Origin of the sequence: Falsiroseomonas bella, from assembly GCF_003173615.1 — a bacterium.
Taxonomy (GTDB): domain Bacteria; phylum Pseudomonadota; class Alphaproteobacteria; order Acetobacterales; family Acetobacteraceae; genus Falsiroseomonas; species Falsiroseomonas bella.
In genome coordinates this window covers 204,826-222,497 of record NZ_QGNA01000003.1, presented here as the reverse complement: position 1 = coordinate 222,497, position 17,672 = coordinate 204,826, and the positions used below count along the sequence as shown (strand labels likewise).

General features: G+C 71.9%; 20 protein-coding genes. All 20 read right to left on the bottom strand.

Going from position 1 to position 17,672, the window contains the following annotated elements:
• Positions 1-2: 2 nt before the first annotated feature.
• The 20 genes from DFH01_RS13630 to DFH01_RS13535 all read right to left on the bottom strand — a co-directional run bounded on the left by DFH01_RS13630 (position 3) and on the right by DFH01_RS13535 (position 17,642).
• A complete protein-coding gene (locus DFH01_RS13630) occupies positions 3-311 on the bottom strand; it encodes a head-tail joining protein (RefSeq protein ID WP_109871023.1) in 309 nt (102 codons plus the stop codon).
• A complete protein-coding gene (locus DFH01_RS28220; protein WP_158287754.1) occupies positions 308-541 on the bottom strand; it encodes a hypothetical protein in 234 nt (77 codons plus the stop codon). Before DFH01_RS28220 ends, DFH01_RS13630 begins: the two co-directional genes overlap by 4 nt.
• Complete coding sequence (locus DFH01_RS27825; RefSeq protein ID WP_146217057.1) at positions 474-863, bottom strand: hypothetical protein; 390 nt, start codon at positions 861-863, stop codon at positions 474-476. The genes DFH01_RS28220 and DFH01_RS27825 overlap by 68 nt, the downstream gene beginning before the upstream one ends.
• On the bottom strand, positions 863-1,270 hold the full coding sequence (locus DFH01_RS13615; RefSeq protein WP_109871020.1) for a M15 family metallopeptidase: 408 nt from the start codon (positions 1,268-1,270) through the stop codon (positions 863-865). Before DFH01_RS13615 ends, DFH01_RS27825 begins: the two co-directional genes overlap by 1 nt.
• Positions 1,270-1,620: a DUF2190 family protein gene (locus DFH01_RS13610; RefSeq protein WP_109871019.1), complete on the bottom strand. Its 351-nt coding sequence runs from the start codon at positions 1,618-1,620 to the stop codon at positions 1,270-1,272. The genes DFH01_RS13615 and DFH01_RS13610 overlap by 1 nt, the downstream gene beginning before the upstream one ends.
• A 73-nt stretch (positions 1,621-1,693) precedes the next feature.
• Positions 1,694-3,802: a prohead protease/major capsid protein fusion protein gene (locus DFH01_RS13605; protein WP_109871018.1), complete on the bottom strand. Its 2,109-nt coding sequence runs from the start codon at positions 3,800-3,802 to the stop codon at positions 1,694-1,696.
• A 2-nt stretch (positions 3,803-3,804) separates the two neighbouring features.
• Positions 3,805-5,280: a phage portal protein gene (locus DFH01_RS13600; RefSeq protein WP_233256101.1), complete on the bottom strand. Its 1,476-nt coding sequence runs from the start codon at positions 5,278-5,280 to the stop codon at positions 3,805-3,807.
• Positions 5,277-5,513, bottom strand: coding sequence for a phage head-tail joining protein (locus tag DFH01_RS13595; RefSeq protein ID WP_109871017.1), 237 nt, complete (start codon positions 5,511-5,513; stop codon positions 5,277-5,279). The genes DFH01_RS13600 and DFH01_RS13595 overlap by 4 nt, the downstream gene beginning before the upstream one ends.
• A complete protein-coding gene (locus tag DFH01_RS13590; RefSeq protein WP_109871016.1) occupies positions 5,513-6,118 on the bottom strand; it encodes a hypothetical protein in 606 nt (201 codons plus the stop codon). The genes DFH01_RS13595 and DFH01_RS13590 overlap by 1 nt, the downstream gene beginning before the upstream one ends.
• Entirely contained in the window at positions 6,115-6,468 is a 354-nt protein-coding gene (locus DFH01_RS13585) for a hypothetical protein (protein ID WP_109871015.1), read from the bottom strand. Before DFH01_RS13585 ends, DFH01_RS13590 begins: the two co-directional genes overlap by 4 nt.
• Positions 6,469-6,482: 14 nt before the next feature.
• Entirely contained in the window at positions 6,483-8,366 is a 1,884-nt protein-coding gene (locus DFH01_RS13580; RefSeq protein WP_109871014.1) for a phage terminase large subunit family protein, read from the bottom strand.
• Positions 8,367-8,391: 25 nt separating this feature from the next.
• A complete protein-coding gene (locus tag DFH01_RS13575) occupies positions 8,392-8,931 on the bottom strand; it encodes a hypothetical protein (RefSeq protein WP_109871013.1) in 540 nt (179 codons plus the stop codon).
• Positions 8,932-9,021: 90 nt separating this feature from the next.
• Positions 9,022-9,879, bottom strand: a complete 858-nt coding sequence (locus tag DFH01_RS28760; protein WP_233256100.1) for a DUF3489 domain-containing protein — start codon at positions 9,877-9,879, stop codon at positions 9,022-9,024.
• A gap of 97 nt (positions 9,880-9,976) precedes the next feature.
• Complete coding sequence (locus tag DFH01_RS13565; protein WP_109871607.1) at positions 9,977-10,213, bottom strand: hypothetical protein; 237 nt, start codon at positions 10,211-10,213, stop codon at positions 9,977-9,979.
• Between the two features lie 97 nt (positions 10,214-10,310).
• Entirely contained in the window at positions 10,311-11,579 is a 1,269-nt protein-coding gene (locus tag DFH01_RS13560; RefSeq protein WP_109871012.1) for a site-specific DNA-methyltransferase, read from the bottom strand.
• Positions 11,569-13,035 carry a site-specific DNA-methyltransferase gene (locus DFH01_RS13555; protein ID WP_109871011.1) on the bottom strand — a complete coding sequence of 489 codons (1,467 nt, stop codon included), beginning with the start codon at positions 13,033-13,035 and terminating at the stop codon, positions 11,569-11,571. Before DFH01_RS13555 ends, DFH01_RS13560 begins: the two co-directional genes overlap by 11 nt.
• Positions 13,036-13,347: 312 nt before the next feature.
• Positions 13,348-13,962 carry a hypothetical protein gene (locus tag DFH01_RS13550; protein ID WP_109871010.1) on the bottom strand — a complete coding sequence of 205 codons (615 nt, stop codon included), beginning with the start codon at positions 13,960-13,962 and terminating at the stop codon, positions 13,348-13,350.
• Positions 13,952-14,179 (bottom strand): hypothetical protein, encoded by a 228-nt coding sequence (locus tag DFH01_RS13545; protein ID WP_109871009.1) that lies wholly within the window; start codon positions 14,177-14,179, stop codon positions 13,952-13,954. The genes DFH01_RS13550 and DFH01_RS13545 overlap by 11 nt, the downstream gene beginning before the upstream one ends.
• On the bottom strand, positions 14,176-14,724 hold the full coding sequence (locus tag DFH01_RS13540) for a crossover junction endodeoxyribonuclease RuvC (protein ID WP_199231231.1): 549 nt from the start codon (positions 14,722-14,724) through the stop codon (positions 14,176-14,178). The genes DFH01_RS13545 and DFH01_RS13540 overlap by 4 nt, the downstream gene beginning before the upstream one ends.
• A gap of 128 nt (positions 14,725-14,852) precedes the next feature.
• On the bottom strand, positions 14,853-17,642 hold the full coding sequence (locus DFH01_RS13535) for a DUF7146 domain-containing protein (RefSeq protein WP_233256099.1): 2,790 nt from the start codon (positions 17,640-17,642) through the stop codon (positions 14,853-14,855).
• Between the last annotated feature and the right edge of the window lie 30 nt (positions 17,643-17,672).

Below are 17,672 nucleotides of genomic sequence, written 5' to 3'. Positions count from 1 at the left end.
TCCTATCGCTGGCAGAGCACGCGCCAGGCGGTGCCGGAGGCGTCGCGCTCGGCGTGGGTGACGGTGAGCAGGTCGGGCCCGAGGCCGAAGCTGTCGCCGGCGGTCAAGTCGGGCAGGACGGCGGTGGCGACGGAGAGGATGTCGGTGGCCGAGAGGATCTCGGTGCCGAAGGCGTCGGCGACGCGGTCGGGTGACGAGCGCAAGACCCGGACCGGAACTGCCGGACCAATGCCGCCATGCCGATAGACCGCCTCGACGCCCAGGTTCGGGTCGGCGAGCAGGGCCGCCATCGCATCGGCGAAGGCGGTCACTGCTCGCCCCCGGCGGCGGGGTTCAGGCGCCGCACCGCCGCGAGGTGGGAGGCGCAGTCGCCATGGGCGGCGTCGTAGGCCAGCAGCAGCTCCGCCACCTGTCCCTGCGTCAGCTGGTCCGAGGCCGGCAGCGCCGGCGCCTCCGCGCAGACCAGCAGGGCGTCAGGGAGGCGAAGCGGCAGCAGCCGGATCTCCGGCGGTGCGGCCGGCGCGCAGGCGGTCGACAGCATCGCGCAGCACAGAGGCAGCGCCGGCAGCATGGCTCGGATCACGGCGGAGGACCTCCAGGTTGGCGCCAAGGCGCGCGGCCCGGGCGCGGGCGCGCTCGGCCTCGCCGGTCAGCGCGGCGATGTGGCGGGCGTGCTCGGCGGTGGCGCGGGCCAGCGCGGCTGCATTGGCTTCGGCGGTGCGCGTGGCCGCCGCGGCGTCGAGGCGAGCCGCGTCGCGCTGCGATCGGAGTTGCCATGCGGTCAGCACCGCCATGGCGACCGCTGCTGCCAGGCCGATCGGTACGACGTGCCGGCCGAGCAGCGCGAGGATGGCCGCGCCCATCAAGGATAGGCCTTGCGGTCGAGTTCGAAGTGCGGCCCGTCCCGGAAGGAGGCCCAGTCGCCGCCCCAGACGATCGGCACGCCGAGCTCCTTCGCCGCAGCCTTCATTGCCGCGCCGATCTGCTCATACAGAGGCCAATCCCAGCGGACCTCTCCCTGCTCGACCGCACCGTCGCCATCGTCGCCATCGTCGAGCCAGTAGGCCAGATCGACCGCGTGGCCGGTGATGTGCCGACTGTTCATGGTGCGCGAGGCCCCGATCGCGACTAGCCGGGCCTGGCGCTCGCGCGAGCGCAGCCCCTCGGTGACGATGAAGGGCACCGCCAGGCGGGCCCGTTCAACGACGCGCACCAGGTCTCGGTGCACGCCCGCGAGGCGTGCGCGGTCGCGCGGCAGCAGCGTGGTCATCACGTCCCCGAGGCCGGCACGCGGGCCAGCATCACGCGGACGGTGGCGTCAGCCGCCAGGGCAGCGACGGTGCAGAGCCCGACCTGGTAGTTGCCGGTCGCCGTGGTGGTGATGCGGCGGTTGGTGTTGTCCCAGAACACCCGCGCGCCCTGACTGATGGCGAGTGCGGGCTCCTTGGTGAGCTCGAACTCGCCGCGGGTCTCGCACTCGATGCTGGCGTTCTGCGCGGCGTCGGACGCCGCCACTCCGAAGAAGGCGCCGACCAACATGCCCTGACCGGAAAGGATCCCGCCGGCATAGGGCACGACCATGGGCACGGAGCGCGCGTCGGGACGGATACAGTTGCGCATGGGAGGTTCTCCTGAAACGCCGAAGGCGCCCCGCAGGGCGCCCTCGACGAAGCTGCTGTGGCGGTGGGAAGGATCAGGTGCCCGGATTGAACCAGGCGCCGCGCCAGTCGATGGCGCCAACGCCGAAGTCGAAGATCACGCTGACCTCGACGCCGTCGGCGCCCTGCACCGGGCCGGTCGTCACCTGCGGCCCCTCGGCGCCGTTGAGGTAGCCGTAGACATAGACCGGTGCCGCGACCGGGTCGGAGAACAGGTACCAGCGGTTCGCCTGGACCAGCGGCTCGATCACCGGCTGCACGAAGCCGGCAAAGACGTTGGCCTTGCCGATCTCGCTCGCCTGCACGACCACCGTCGCCTGGCGAGCGGCGAGCTCGAGGTTGGGCCCGACCAGCAACCGCATGGTCTGGCCCATCGAGATGGGCAGCCCGTCCAGCGTGCGCTGCTTCATGATGGCGGTGCGGCCGGCGCCGATGGTCGCGGTGTCGAGCACCGTGCCGGTGCTGGCCTTGTTCGCCCGCGCGGCGCCGGTGGCGAAGACGGGGGCGCCGCCGGTGGTTAGCATCGGACCGTCACCATTGGCCGAGTTCACCAACTGGTATGCGGTGGCGTTCTCGAACTCGGCGACGCGGCGGCCGATCGCGGCGGCGAAGTCGGTGAAGGCGCCGAGATCGTCGTTGACCAGCATCGGCCGCGTGACGCGGATGCGCCGCGCGAAGGTCTGCAGCAGCACGATCTCCTGGCTCTCGGACATGGTGCCAACCTGGATCTCGCCGTTCTCGGCGAGCGGCAGCAGGGTCGGGAAGTCGCCGATGCGCAGGTGACGGTGCGGCTTGAAGTCGCGGAAGTCGCGGCGGAGGAAGATCTGTCGGTAGGTCGGCTGTGCCGGCTGGTAGGCGGCAAGCAGCATCTTGTTGGCAGCGGCGGCCAGCAGCAGCGGGAAGTCCGAACTGGTGTGGAAGGCGCGCTCGGCGAGCAACGTGGGATTCCGGGGCACGCTCCGCTCGCCGCGCGCACGGAGCAGCTCGCCGATCATGTCGGAGGGGCGCCAGCCCATGAACTCGGCGTGGCGCCCGGACCGACCATTCTCCCCCTGGGGCTGGTAGCCGGGCATGGCGCGGGCGGCGAGCGCCTCGGCCATGGCGTCGAGGATCTGCGCCGGGTCGTCATGGCCGGGGCCGGTCTCGGGGCGCGCCGGAATGGACGGACGCGGGCCCTGCGCCACCAGGGCGTCGAACAGGGCACGACGAGCCTGGTCGCCTGTCCAGCCCTGGGCGATGGCGTCGGCACGCACCGGGGTGATGCGTTCCGCCGGCAGGAAGGCGCGGGCGGCCTCGACCGCGGCGTCGATGCCAGCGATGCGCTCGCGCTCGGCGCGCTGGGCCTCGGCACGGACCGCGTCGAGGTCCGGTGCGGCGCGGGTCGGCTCGGGCGCCGGGACGGCGGCCGCAGCGGGGGGCGTGGTGGTCACGGTGCTCTCCTGGGGCGGGGTGGGCGGCGCAGACGGCGCCGGCGCGGCCGGGGCTTCCGGCGTCGTCTCGGGCATGGTGGGGACCTCATCAGGCAGGGCAGGCTCGATCGCGATGGCAGGCGCGCCCTGCGACGCCTCACCCCGCACCGCCGCGTCGCGGTCCACCGGGACCGGCACGACGGAGATCTCGAAGGGCTCCCAATCCACCGCGCGATGGACGGTCTCGCCGGTGGCGGCGTCGGGCCGCGGCTCGTAGCGATGCACGCGATAGCCGACGCTCACTGCCCGCAGCGTGCCGTCGGCGATGCGCTGCCAGATCGGCTCGACGTCAGCCGCGGAGCTGAACTGCAGCGTGGCGTAGCCGCGCCCGCGCTCGAGGCGGGCGGCGACCACCCGCCCCAGCACATCCCTGGCACCACCGCGGCGATGGGTGTCGAGCACCGGGGCGCGGCCGGAGCGCAGCGCCTCCATCCGCACCGCGTCGGGCGACATCTCTAGCTCCTCGGTGATCAGGCCGAGGGCGGGGACGAAGTTCCGCGCGCGGGCGCCGGTCGACCAGACCACCTCGACCGTGCGCGCAGCGCGGTCGACGGTGGCCGGGGCGGTGATGGCGCGCTGCGCCACAATCGGCTGCCCAGCAGCAGGAAGTCGATCGGACGCAGCAGCAGGCTCCGGCGCGGCATTGCTGCCGCCCGGTTCGATAGGTTCGGTCATGGTCAGCCCTGTGCTGGGGTCTCGCGCTGCGGCACCGCGGCTCCGGTCGCGGCGATCTCGACGGCGGCCATCTGCGCGGCGTCCTGGGCCGCGCCAGACTTCGCGACGCGACGCGGATCGGTGTCGAGCGAGATGCCCGCCTCGTCGAGCAGGGCGTTGGCCTCGCGGATCATCTCCACCGCGGCGCGGAAGTCGTAGCCGAAAGCGCCAGCCGCCTCGGGCTGCGGCACGAAGCCGGCGCGCACCTGGGCGATTAGGGCGGTTGTGTCCTTCAGCGGGTCAATCATCTCGTGCGCCGGCGGGACGTGGCTGACGCCGTCCGGCATCTCCGCGCCCCACAGTCCGAGCAGCGCGCCCTGGGCGTGGAAGCGGTCCGCGATGGGACGGACCAGCATCGGGATCAGCATGCCGTACTGGACCTGCTCGCAGAGGCGGCGGAACTCGATCTTGCCGGCGCGGAGGCTGGAGTAGTTCGCCTGGGTCAGGTCGCCGGAAACCTGGTCATAGGTCAGGCCGGCGCCCACCGCGGCGGCCTCCAACGCGCGGCGAGCGAAGGCGGTGTGCGATCCTCCCCCACTCGGGTTGACCACCTCCACCGATCCCATGCCGCGGCGATAGAGGATCATGCCCGGCTCAAAGCTCTCGACGGTGCGGCCCTGGGCGTCGCGGAGCAGGCCAGCGGCGGCGCCAGTCAGGGCCTCGTCGCCCTCCTCGGTGACCACCGCCGCGAGGCAGGCCTCGATCTTGGCCTTCATCAGTAGCGCGGCCTCGTAGTCGCCGAGGTCGCGAAGGCGAAGGAGGATCGGCGCGAGCCAGGAGACGTCGCGCAGCTGGCCAGGCCGGCGCTTGCGGTAGATGTGCAGCACCTCCGATGCCGGGATCCGCTCGCTGCTCTGCCAGGTCGCCCCCGGCAGGATCCAGGCGGCGCCGGGATGCACCCGGTGCAGCCAGTAGCCAACCGGCTCGCCGGCCTCTCCAAGCGCGATGCCCTGGATGGTCGGCGTGCCCTCCACCATGCCGGTGCGCGCGGTGTCGAGGTGGTCGCTCTCCAGCACCTGCAGCCGCAGCCCGATCGGGTTCGCCGGCGACGGCCGCACCATCAGCAAGCGGAGGAAGCACTCGCCGCTCTCGACCACCGCCCGCATCACCAGCGCCTGCAGCCCGTAAAGATCGAGCCTGCCCTCGGCGTCGCAGGCGGTGCTCTCCGCCCAGCGCTGCCAGGCGCGGCCATGCGCGTCGTCGGGCCAGCGGGTGGTGATGCCGGCGCCGACTGCGTTGCCGGTCCAGAGGTCGACGATGCGGCTGGCGTAGGGGTCGTTGCGCACGGCGTCGCGGGCGCGTCGCGCGACGGTCGCCGCCGCCATCCCGACCTCGGCATTGGCGCTGCCGCCGGAGGGTGCCCAGGCGGAGGCGCGGTGGTCCTGCGCCGCGGCGTAGCCGCGCAGCACCTGCCATGCATCGCGGAGGCGTCGGATCACCCGGTTCTCTCCCGCGAGAAGCTGGCGAGGGTCACGGAGGGACGGCGCGCTGCGCTCGTCTCCGCCCCGCGCAGCACGGCCAGCGCCCGGCCAAGCTCATCGAGGCTGCGATACTCCACCGTCCGCCCCTCGAAGCTCACGCGCGTGGTGCCGCCGGTGAAGGCCGCGGCCAGCGCCGCCGCGCGGCTGCCGGCCGGCTGCGCCAGCGCCCAGGCAAGAACTGCCGGATCCATCACGCGGCCCTGAGTGTCGGCAGCGGCGTCGCCGCGTTGACCAGGTAGGACAGGCCACTCGGCGGGTTCGCCATGATCGGCACGCCTACCTGGTGCGCCAGCGCCGCGAAGAACCCGTTCTCGCTCCCGGTGCCGCCGCCGGCGCCGCCATCCGCGGCGGCCGAGCCGAGCAGCAGGGTGTTGCCGCCGCTGAAGGCCTGGGTGCTGGTGCCGCGCACCGAGGGCGCACCGGAAAAGCACAACAGCAGCCACCAGACCCCGGCCGAGATCCAGCGCGGCTGCGCGAAGGGGCAGAGCGCATTGCCGGCGGCAGCCGTGTCGGCGTCCGCCACCGGTTCCTCGACCACCGCCCCCGGCCGGCCTGCGCCGTTGTCGGCGGCCAGCGCCATGCGCAGGAGGCCCGCGGCGCCGGTCGTCACGCTCACTGCCATCGCCGAGAACAGTCCCGGCCGCGCGAGCACGTAGGGGACGCAGTAGAGCCGGTTCGCCGTCATCGCGACGGCGCCGCCCACGGCGCGTGCGTGCTGCGAGGCGTAGAACCGCCCCGAGACGTAGGGCAGCATCGCCGGTGCCGACGGCAGGTAGTGCTGGAACAGCGCGGTCATGCAAGAGGCCGGATACCGAGGGTGAGCAGGCGCTCCGCCGCCTGGTTGACCGGCTCGGCGGCGAGGCCCGAGCGCAGCCGCAGCCAGCGCCAGCCGAGCAGCAGGGTCGGTGGCAGGGTGAGCGCGCGGCCGGCGGCGACGGTCAGCACCACCTCGTTGCCGAGATGGTCGTGGAGATCCGCCCAGGCCGCAGGCTCGCCCTCGTCGAGCGAGCCCTGCAGGGTGAGCGGGGCATCTGTCCAGGCAGCAGGCAGCAGAAGCAGGCAGACGCCGTAGCCGACGCTGGCGACGGGTCCGCTCAGGGCCTGGCCGGCGGCTATGCTGGTGCGCACGGGTACGATCGCGGTCATCAGGATCTCCGGAATCAGCGCAACCAGCCGCCACGTGGGGCGAGCCAGGCGCGGGGACGGGTCGGCGGTGCAGCGGCGGACGATGCCTGCGCCGCTGCGGACGATGGTTCGTCGGCCGGCAGCGACAGCGCGTCGGCCATCCGCGCCCAGCGCCCTTCGCCCCAGCCATCCATGCCGAGCGCGGCCGCGGCGGCGCGCGCATAGACGCGGCAGTCCAGCGCCTCATTGCGTTCGCGGGTCTTCACCCATTCGAGCCGGCGAAAGCCATTCCGACCCGCCCGCGCGACCAACTGCTCGGCGGTGAGCTGCCGGCAGAATTCTTCCCCCGCGGCATGGATTGGCAGGTGCACGAAGCCCGCCGGGAAGGGATCGCCGCTCTCCTCGGTCGGGCGGTCGAGCTTCAGCCAGCCATAGGTCTCGGCCTTGAGAAAGGACGACCCGACCGGCCAGACCTTGAGCCCGCCGAGCTTGCGCCCGTTGCGCCGCACCTCGGTGGCCGCCGGCTGGCCGACCGCGGCGCGCAGCCCGTCCTGACCTTTGACCGCGATGGCGCAGCCGGCCCCGGCACGCCGCACGAAGGAATAAACCTCGGCGGTGGTCATGCCGTCGCCGCTGTCGATCGCTGCCATGGCGACGGGCAGACGATGGCCCGAGGCATGCCGCCAAGTCTCACCGAGCAGCCGCCGCAACTCCTCCCACACCGCCGCCTCGAACGGGTTCCCCACCAGCACGCGGTGCTCGACCAGCCAGGACTGGCGGTCCTGCCCCCAGGCCCAGATCGAGGCCTCGAGGCGGTCACGCTGGACATCCACGCCCGCGGTCAGCAGCAGCCCGCCCAGCGGGACTGAGCCGACCGGCCAGCGCTCGCGGCGATCGTAGAACCGCTGCCAATCCGGCGCCTCGCCCGCCTCCTGCCAAGTCTCGCCGAGGACCGTGTTGCGGAACGTCTTGATCGCCCGGTCGTCACCCTGGGCGGCAAGCCAGAGCCGCGCGATTTCCGACCAGGGCATCCAGCCGGGCGGCGAATAGAGGGCCGAGATGTGGAAGCCGATCGCGTGCGGATCGGTCGGCTCCGCTGTCGCCCGCCACTCCCCCGCAGACAGCATCGCCGCCTTGTGCTGTTCCCCGATCGCCTGGTCGCAGGCCTCGCAGAGATATCGGGCAGTGTCGGGTGCTCCCTCGTCCCACACCAACCGCTCGAAACGCAGATGCTGGCCATGGCCACAATGCGGGCAGGGCACGAAGAAGCGCCGCTGGTCGGTGGCGAGGTACTCCCGCTCGATCCGCGACAGGCCGGCGATGGTCGGCGTCGAAACCAGGAGCATCTTGCGCCGCCAGCCGAAGGTGCGCGCCCGGGCCTCGGCCAGCGCAATCGGATCGCCTTCGCCCTCGACATCGCCGGGATAGGCGTCGATCTCGTCGAGGAACAGGAACCGCGCTGACATCGAGCGCAGGCCGACGGCACTGTTCGCACCGGTCATCACCAGCTGACCACCGGGGAACTCCTTGCTGAGCTGGCGGTTGCCACTGTCCCGCGAGCGTGCCGGCGCCACCCGTTCCCGGATCGCGGGTGTCTCCTCCACCAGCGGGTCGATGCGCTGGTCGGAGAAGCGCTTGGCGAGTTCGGTGGTTGGCTGCACCGCCAGCATCGGCGCGGGCACGTGGTGCAGGATGTAGCCGAGCCAGTTGTTGCCGGCCTCGGTGGCGCCGACCTGCGCCCCCTTCATGAACACGACGCGCCGTGCCGGATGCACCGCCGACAGCGCGTCCATCACCTCGCGGAGGTACGGTGTCCGGCCCGTTCTCCACGGGCCAGGTTCAGAGGAGGCACGGCTGCCGAGGATCCGGTGCCGCTCCGCCCATTCCGACACCCGGAGCTGCGGCGGCGGACGGAGCATCACTCCGGCGCGACGGCGGACATGATCACGCGTTCGCGGTCCGATCTCTGCCAGCGGCGCCGCCGTCGAGGTCTGGAGGATCGAAGCGATCGGCTGCCTCCGAGAGCAGGTCGGTGATGTGCGCCTGTAGGACCGTCTGCAGCAGGTGAGGGTCGACGCCGAGCTCCGCGGCGATCAGCCCGGAGACGCGGGCCGGCCAATTCAGCAGCGCGTCGCGCATCGCGCCGGCGATCTCGTCGATCGTGGCGTTGGCTTCGGCGACGTCGAGCAGCCGGCGCTTGTTCTCGTCGAGTGCGAGCCGCTGCGCCTCGACCTTGAGCGCGAGCTGCGCGACCTTCAGCCGTGCGTAGGGCGTGCCCTCGGCCCCGCCGCCACCGCCACCATTCGCCAGCGGCGACCGGGCGGGATCCGCGGTCTCCACCAGGCGGCGGCGGGTCTTGTCGATGTCCCACTGGCCGTCCGGCTCGCGGGCGATGCGGTTGGTTTGCTCGGCCTTGCGCAGCGCCGTCTCGGTGATGCCGATGCGGCGGGCGGCCTCGCGGGTCGAGGGGGTCAGCTCGGGCATGGCGGCGACCTCCCGCCGCCCGTGGTGTTCATGACGACCAAGGGCCCGCTACCCTTCGGTGGCGGGCCCTCGATGCGTCCGGCCGTATTGTCAGGCCGGCAGGTGGTAGATCGTGTAGGACCCGCGGGCGCCCTCCTTGTTCGGGCCGACCTGGCGGACCCGCTCCAGCACCTGCACCTCGATCCCCTGGCGCTTCTTCAGGCCCGCGAAGAAGCCACGGACGGTGTGCTGCTGCCAACCGGTCGCCTCGCAGATCTGCGCGATGGTCGCGCCCTCCTCGCGGCGGAGCATCGCCACCACCGTCTCCTGCTTCGTGCCCTCGCGCGGCTTGCGAGGCGCGCCGGGCTCACGCGCCTGGCGGGGCGGCTTGCCCGCGAGCGTGGCGCGGAGGGCCGCCATCGGGCCGTCGAGAGCAGTGATCATGTCCATTTCGCGGTTGGCCTCGTCGTCCCAGGCCGCGAGCAGCGCCGCGGCGGCGTCGCGCAGGCTGGCCCGCTGGGCGGGCGCGGGCGCGGCCTGGGCGGCTTCCTGCGCCGGGGCGTCCTCGTCCCGCGGCGCCTCCTCCGTCCCGCCCGAGGGCGCCGTGTCCGCGCCCGTCGCGCCGGCCTCCGCGGTGGCGCGGCGCTCGGCGTTGCGGCGCGCGATCGCCTCGGCGCTCTGCTCGTCTTCCTCCGGCGCGTCGCCCGCGTTCGGGTCGATGCCGATGGCACGCAGCCCGTCGTCGGTGATGCGCGCCACGATCCAGGTCCCGTCCTCATCCTGGCGCCAGCCGAGCCCGACATGCTCCCGCGGAGCATTGATCTCGGTCAGCAGGTTGTTCTTGATCAGGCTGCGGAACACCGCGTTGCGGGCCGCGGCCGGCAGGGTCTTCGGCGCGCCGGCGAGGCCCATCTCGTGCTGCGCCGCGGCGCTCAGGATCACGCGCTGGGTGTCGGAAAGCTTCGTCATCGTGGTGGTCTCCGGTGTCGGGTGCCGACCATCGGCCCCTACTGCCGGGAGCCCCGCCGGCGCTGCCGGTCGGGGCCGCGGCGGGTTGTGCCGCGTGCTACTCAGCGAATTCGCCGCGCTTGAAGTAGCAGTCCGTCACGCTCGCCAGCCGGCTGTTCCAGTGTTCGAGCGTCGCGGCCTTGCCCCAAAGGACGTCCTCGGGATCCGCCCCGAAGTGGTCCGCGCTCATCTGCTGCAGTTCGGCGACCATCGCGTCGAAGCGGACCTTCTGCTGCAGGAAGGCTTCGAGGCTCTTCTGCTGGTTGCGGGCGGCGCGGGCTTCGCGGTCGGTCATGGTCGTCTCCGTCGTGGTGCAGGGCATCCCCTGCGCGTGACAGACCATTCGCGCTGTGCCGCGCGCGAGCCAAGCAAGATGCATTGGCACGGGATTGCTATGATTCGGCGGTGTGGATCACATCATGATCGCCGACGCCGCGTGCCGCTGCGACATCGGCAAAGATGCGGTCTTCGCCATCCAGCACCGCGGCCTCGCCGGTCGCCTCCTGCCAGCGCCGGACGATGACATCGGCATAAGCTGGATCGAGTTCCAGCAGCACAGCACGACGCCCGGTCCGCTCCGCCGCGATCATCGTCGTGCCGGAGCCGCCGAACGAATCCAGCACCGTGTCGCGCTGCTTGCTGCTGTTGCGGATCGCGCGCTCGACTAGCGCCACCGGCTTCATGGTGGGGTGGAGGTCGTTCCTCGCCGGCTTGTCGAAGTGCCAGACGTTCCCCTGGTCGCGCGCGCCGCACCAGTAGTGCTGCGCGCCGGCCTTCCAGCCGTAGAGCATCGCCTCGAACTGCTGGTGGTAGTCGGCACGGCCGAGCGCGAAGGTGTTCTTCGCCCAGATGATGGTGCTCGACCACTTCCCGCCCGCCTCCTGCCAGGCGCGGTGCAGCGTCGGCCATTCGGACGAGGACATGCAGATGTAGCAGGCGCCCTTCGTCACCGAGAGCAGGTTCGCCAGCGCAGGCCGGAGGAAGTCGAGGAAGCCCTGGCCGAGTGCGTCGTTGGCGATCGTCATCTTCGCCGCGGTGCCGCCCTGATAGGCGACATTATAGGGCGGGTCCGTGAAGGCCATGTCCGCAAGGCGGTCGGCACCTAGCGCGCGCTGCACGTCTGCGAGCTTCGTGGCATCGCCGCAGAGCAGGCGGTGCTCACCACAGCGCCAGATATCACCGGCGCGGGTGACGGAGACGGCGGGTGGCTCGGGCGCCTCGTCGACGTCGTCATCGAGACCGGCATCCGCCGCGGCCAGCAGCCGATCGAGTTCCATGCCCGAGAAGCCAAGCACGTCGAGGTCCACCACCGCCTCGTCGCGAATGCGGGCGATCTCGGCGGCGAGCAGCGCCTCGTCCCAGCCGGAGTTCAGCGCGAGCTGGTTGTCGGCCAGGCGCAGCGCCCGCGCCTGCGCCTCCGTCAGATGCGCGAGCCGGATTGCCGGCACCGCGGCCATGCCGAGGCGCTTTGCCGCCATGACGCGGCCATGGCCCGCGACCAGCACGCCGGCGGTGTCCACCAGCACCGGGTTCACGAAGCCGAACTCGGCGATCGAGGCGGCGATCTGCGCCACCTGCGCCTCGGCATGCGTGCGCGCGTTCTCGGCGTACGGAACCAGCGCGGCGACGGAGATGGTGGTGACCGCAAGATCACGCAGCATCGGGCAGTACCTCCGTGCGCGCCGCGGCCACGGCGTCGTAGTCCCTCCCGTCATCCGCCAGAGTCACCGGCAGGTCGGGATGCAGCATCCGCCAGCGCGCGATGGCGAGGTCGACATAGGAGGGCGCAAGCTCGATGACACGGACGCGACGTCCGGTGCGCTGGCCTGCCAGGATGGTGGTACCGGAGCCGCCGAACGGCTCGAAGACGACGTCGCCCTCGTCCGTGTAGGCGCGCATCAGGAACTCGGGCAGCGCGACCGGGAACACCGCCGGGTGCTCGGTCTCGATGCCGCGGCCCTTGTGGCGGGTGATGCGCAGCACGCTGTCGGGGATGCGCATCTCCTGCACCGGCAGGCCGATGTGGGTGTACGCCTTCACCTCGCCGTCGGCGGCGCGCAGCCCGCTGCCCTTGTTCGGGGTGCCGGCCCATTTGCAGGGGACGATCTTGTTCGCCTGCCGCGCCTCGCGGTTGAAGTGGAAGACCAGCTCGAAGGCGGGCGCCAGGCGGCCGTTCCAGTCGCCAGGCAGGCCGGGGCCTTGGTCCCAGGCGTAGAGCCCGAAGCGCCGCCAGCCCTGCGCGCGCATCCAGTCGAGCCAGCCCTGCCAGTACGGCTGCCACTCGCCCTCGCGGTGGATCAGCCCGAGGTTCACCAGCACCTGCGCGTCGCGGCGCAGCGCGCCGTCGAGATGCTGGAACACGGCCTGCATCAGCGCGTCCCAATCCGAGACGCCGCCGGTGGTGTAGTCGCGCTGGTTTCCGTAGGGCGGGCTGGTGAACAGCAACGCCGCGCGGTCCGCGCCCATGACGCGGGCGACCGACGCGGCATCGGTGCTGTCGCCGCAGAGCAGCCGGTGCTCGCCGAGCAGCCAGAGGTCGCCTGGTCGGGTGACGGCCTGGCGCGGCGGATCCGGTTCGGCATCCGCGGGGTCACCCTCCGCCGAGGCATCCGTCTCCGCCGCGCCGTCCCCGCCCCCCTGGACCGCGGGTGCCGACAGGGCCTCGGGCGCGTCGCCGTCGGACACGGCATCTCCAGCCGCCGCGAGGATGTCGTCGAGCTCCGCGGCCGAGAAGCCGAGCGCCGCAAGGTCGAGGTCCGGCGCGGCACGCGCCGCGGCGAGCGCATCGCGCAGGAGCGCCTGGTCCCAGGTGGCATTCTCCGCGATGCGGTTGTCGGCGAGACGCAGCGCCTCCTTCTGCGCCGCGGATAGGTGCCGCAGCACGATGGTCGGCACCTTCTCGATGCCGAGCGCGACGGCGGCCTCGAGCCGGCCATGGCCGGCAATCAGCACGCCGGCCTCGTCCACCAGCAGCGGGTTGGTGAAGCCGAAGGCCAGCATGCTGGCCTTGATCTGCTCGATCTGCGCAGCGGCGTGCACGCGCGCGTTGCCGGAATGCGCGCGCAGCTCCGCCACCGGGCGCAGCAGGATCTTCGCTGCCATCCAGGGGAGCGTCATCGGGCCATCCGGAATCAGGAGGGGTGCGAACCATGCGAACCGCGGCTGCGAACCGACGCGGCGGAGGTTCGCAGCTAAGCGATTGAGATTAGGGCCGAAGGGTGCGAACTGCGAACCACATTTCCGGCCAGGCGCTAGCGATGTTGCGCGCTTCCGCCCCCCGCATACGACGGGCGCAGGAAGGAACCATCGGCTCGCGAGCCACTGTCTCGATGGAGCGACGCTGTGGCTGGTGAGCCACCGCCACCAGCGAGACGCACGTCTCGCCAGTGACGGCAGACAAGCACGGCGAAATCACACCGAGCAATGCACTCATTGAGGCTGTGCAGATTTTGCAGCAGCATCGTCCCGAAGGGCCGACGTTGTTGCGCAGACCGCCGCACGGGCGGGCGGAGCAAGGCCGTAGTGCGCCGTCAGGATGCCGAGTGTCCCGAGCAGGATCCCGTGCGCGATCGCAGGCGTGACCGCGCGCCCGTTCCAGCCCTGGCGCAGCGCCCAGTCGCGCACGCTGTTCTCGAGGCCAAGCACGTACCAGGCGATGCTGCCGGAGGGGCTGCCGAAGCCGCCGAGATGTGTCATCGCGCGGGCCACGCGCTCGCGTGCGACGGTCTGGCTCTCGGAGAGCAGGTCTGCCCTGCCACCAGGGATGCGGATCATCGGCATGGTCCGCACGCGATCGAGCGCAGCACGCTGGAACACGGCGCGGAAGATCTCGCCCGCTTCGTGCATCTGCGGCGTGATGCTGCCGTTGGCGAGTAGCACGCCCAGGCTGTCGACTGCGCGGCGGTGCAGGATGGGCGTGCCCGTATCCGGGTCGGTGCCACGGGCAGCCTCGTCGAAGCCGCCGTGCTGCAGCCGCCACTTGGAGGGCTTGGACAGGTCCTCGCGCGGCGTTGTGGTCCGCTTCGCCTTGCGCTTACCGGCCATGGGCGTTGCCTCCGTTGCGCCGCCCCCAGCGGCGGTTGGCCTCGTTGGTGATGGCCTGGCGCAGCCAGGGATCGGTGATGTCGTCGACCGGGATCGCGGCGACGCCATGCCGGTGCCATGCGGCCGCGCGCATCGCGTTGAGCTCGGGCTCGCTGGTCGGACTGCGCAGACGTCCGATCGGGCTGCGCGAGAGGCTGGGGGCGCCTGGAATGCTCATGCGCGGCCTCCCTGTGCGTCGGTGAGCCAGAGCAGGATGGCGATCGCGTCGGCCTCGTTGTCGTCGGCTGGCGCGAAGCCGCGTGCCTGGATTGCTGCGATCATTGCCGCCTTGTCGGCGTTGCCGCGGCCGGTCGCGAAGCGCTTGATGGTGCCGACCGGGACGCCCTCGTAGGCGATGCCGCGTTCCTCGCACCAGGCGGAGAGGTGGGCCAGGAAGCCGCCGTAGAGGTGCGCGGCGTCGGTCCCGGCGTGGGCGCGGACCTCCTCGAAGGCGATGCGGGACAGGCCGTTCGCGAGGCTGGCCACCTCGGTCAGCCAGCTGCGGAAGCGGAGGAAGCGCATCCCGCCGCCCTCGAAGCGGCTCGGCTTGAAGGAGATGGTGCCGGAGGTGATGCCCCCGTCCTGGCCGCGCAGCGCCCAGCCGGTGGTGGTGCCAAGGTCGAGGGCGAGGACGGCGTGATGCCGCAGGGCGGCGGGCAGAGCAGCGCTGATCGGCGGCCCGCTTGCGTGCGCCGCGGGCATGGGGAGAGTCGCGAGAGCCATGGGGTCTCCGAGAGGGGATCGTCGTGGTGAGGGCGGCGACGGCGCGGTTCTTGGCGGAGCTCGCCGTCGCTGCCCGGCTTTCCGGGATGGCCATCTCGCAGGCGGCCCGGTGCTGTGCGGGCGGCGCATCACGGCACCCCATCGAGCCATGGAGGCGTCGTGGGGGTCTGTGGGGGTCTTTGGTTCGAAGATCCCCTGGCCGAAACCCGCGTATTTCCTGGACTTTGGGGGTCTTGGGGATCTTGGGGGTCTTTTCCGGCCTCTTCTTCATGCGCGTGCGCGCGCGCACATGCGTAGGGGTTGGAAAAAGACCCCCAAGACCCCCAAGACCCGTCAACGCCGCGGAATTCCTGGCTTGAACCGATGGGGGTCTCGCCGCGTGAGACCCCCACAAGACCCCCAAGACCCCCATGGACGGGCGTCTCGGCAGCGGGTTCGAGCCGCCAGCGTTGCGAATTGTGCAGCACCTTCCCCTGCCGGAGGTGGACCAGCCGATCGCTGATGCGGAAGGCGCGGTCGCGCAGCTTGGTGAAGGCCGCTCCGAGCGAGACCTTCAGGCCATGCTCGTTCTTCGCGCTGATTGGCAGGCTGGCCTCGGCGCTCTGCGCCAGGCCGAGCAGATCACTGACGCTGACCTCGGCGCTGCCGAAGCGGTCCCACCAAAGCTGGATGAAGGCGCGCCACGCACCACCCTCGCTGTCGGAGGCGGCGATCACCTCGTCGAGGTTGTCCAGGAAGCCGGTGACGCCCGCGACCTGCAGGATGCCGCCCAGCGTCTGGCTCCATACTTCGAAGCTGCCCAGGCTGCGGGCCCCGCGCGGACGACCAGCGGCAATCCAGGCACGGCAGAGCGTGAGGCAGGCCGCGACCAGCCGCGCGCGCTGAGCGCGGACCCAGACCATGAGGTCGGGATGCCGGAAGCCATCGCGCCGCCAAGGCTGGTCGGTGCGGGCGTCGAGGCGGATGCGGACGAGGCGGCGGGCGATCTCGTGCGAGACGGCCGGATTGTTGCCCGTGGCGACCCAGGCGCAGCGCACCGGCAGGCGGACCATGTCCGAGGCGCCGAGCACGCGGTCCTCCCAGACCGGAGCGGTCAGGGCGGCGGCCAGGGCGGAGCTGTCGAGTTCCTGGCGGAGGTTGTCGATCAGCAGCAGCGTCGGCAGTTGGCGCAGCTTTGCGGTTAGACGCTTGCGCCATTCATCCTCGTCGCGCCCCTCTGTCATCACAGATGCGCCGACGCCGGTGAGGATGGTCGCGATGGCGTCCACCATGAGCGTCGCGCCGGTGCCGGGCGTGGGCTTCTCGATCATGTGCAGCGGTGTCGGCGCGTCGATCATCGGTCGTACGAAGCCGAGCAGCAGAAGCGCGAGCGCATGGGCACGCTCCGCCTCGCCAGTGAAGGGGAAGTCGCCGAGCAGGTCGTCGAGGAGGAGGTTGCGCGCGGCGTTGATCTCGGCCGGCGTCGGCCGCTCCGGCACCGGCGGCAGCAGGAAGCCCGGCGGCGGGCGATAGAGCAGCCGGGCGTCAGGGTGGTAGCCGGGCTCGGTGAGCAGCACGCCGCCGCGGCCAAGCACCGGCGCGGTGACGATCCCGGCCAGCACCGGCAGCGCCGGGTCAGGCGTAGCGACCAACGACTTCACGAGGCCGGTTGGTGGCGGCGTGGGCACGAGGTCGCCCTTGGCGTTCGCTTTTCGCCAGTCGGCGAGCTTCGCCAGCATGTGGCGCAGGCGCTCCTCGCGCACGGTGACCGCAACAGGACGGCCGTCGTCGTCGGGTACGACCCAGGACGGCTCGCCGCCGAGACGGAACAGCCAGGGCGAGCGGTTGGCGGACAACACGAGGCCCCAGGCGCGCGCGGTGGCGCGGTCGAGATTGCCCTCGTCAGCGCGGGCGGTGGGGAGCGGACGCGCCGGCTCCAGGAAGCCAATGGGCAGGTGCCGACCGGTCTCCGGCTCCTGAGGCGGTGGCTCGGGAGCGGCGCTGCGCATCGCCTGGTCGACCAGCGCGGCGATCGCCTCCGCCCCGTCGCGCCGCAGCATGTCGTTGAAGTCGTCGCCCTCGCGTGGAGGCAGGGCGATGGACACCTCGCGGCCCTCGAGGCGGAGCTTCGCGGCGGCGGCCTCCGCGGCCCGCATGCCCGCACCGGACGCGTCGTGGTCGGCGAGGATGACAACGCGCTTAGCCTCGGACGGGAGCAGCGCCTGCTCGAGGCCGGTGGTGGAGAGCGCCGCCCAAACCGGCAGCCCGGGGCAGGCCAGCATCGCCGCGAGCCCGGTCTCGATGCCCTCGCAGAGGCCGAGCACGCCATGCGGGCCAGGTGGTGCCAGCCGCACCGTGCCGCCGCCGCTGCGGCCAAGCACCATGCGCGGCTTCGGGATGTCGGCCTTCCGGACCGTCCTGCCATCGTCCTGGAGGTACGTGCGATGGATCGCCACCACCTCGCCAGCGAGGTTGCGGACCAGCGCGACCATCGCCGGATAGCCGGCGCGGGTCTCGAAGTTCGCCAGATCGGGATGAAAGAGCAGGTCCGCGCCCTCGGGCACGGCCAACCCGCGGCCCAGCAGGTAGCACTCCGCTGCCGTGCCGTGGATCGGCTGCGCATGTTCCCGGATGAAGGCGATGTCGCGGAAGGCGTCGCGCTCGGGTTTCGGTGCGGGAGGGGGCTCCTGGCGCGCCGGGCCTTCGCCGGTCCAGCCGGTCATCCCCGCCGCATGCGCGAACAGCGTCCGGTCCGCCAGGCCCGTGCCGTGCGCCAGCGTCGAGAGCGGCCCACCGCCATCGCCGCCGTCGAAGTCATGCCAGTCGCCGGCGTGCTCGCCCCGCAGCATGATGACGCAGGAGCCCGACTGCCGCGGCGGGGCGCCCTGGATGTTGGCCAGCCGCCATTCGTCGCCCATCCGCCGACCGTTCGGGAACATGCCTGGCACCCAAGCATGGGCCGTTTCGCG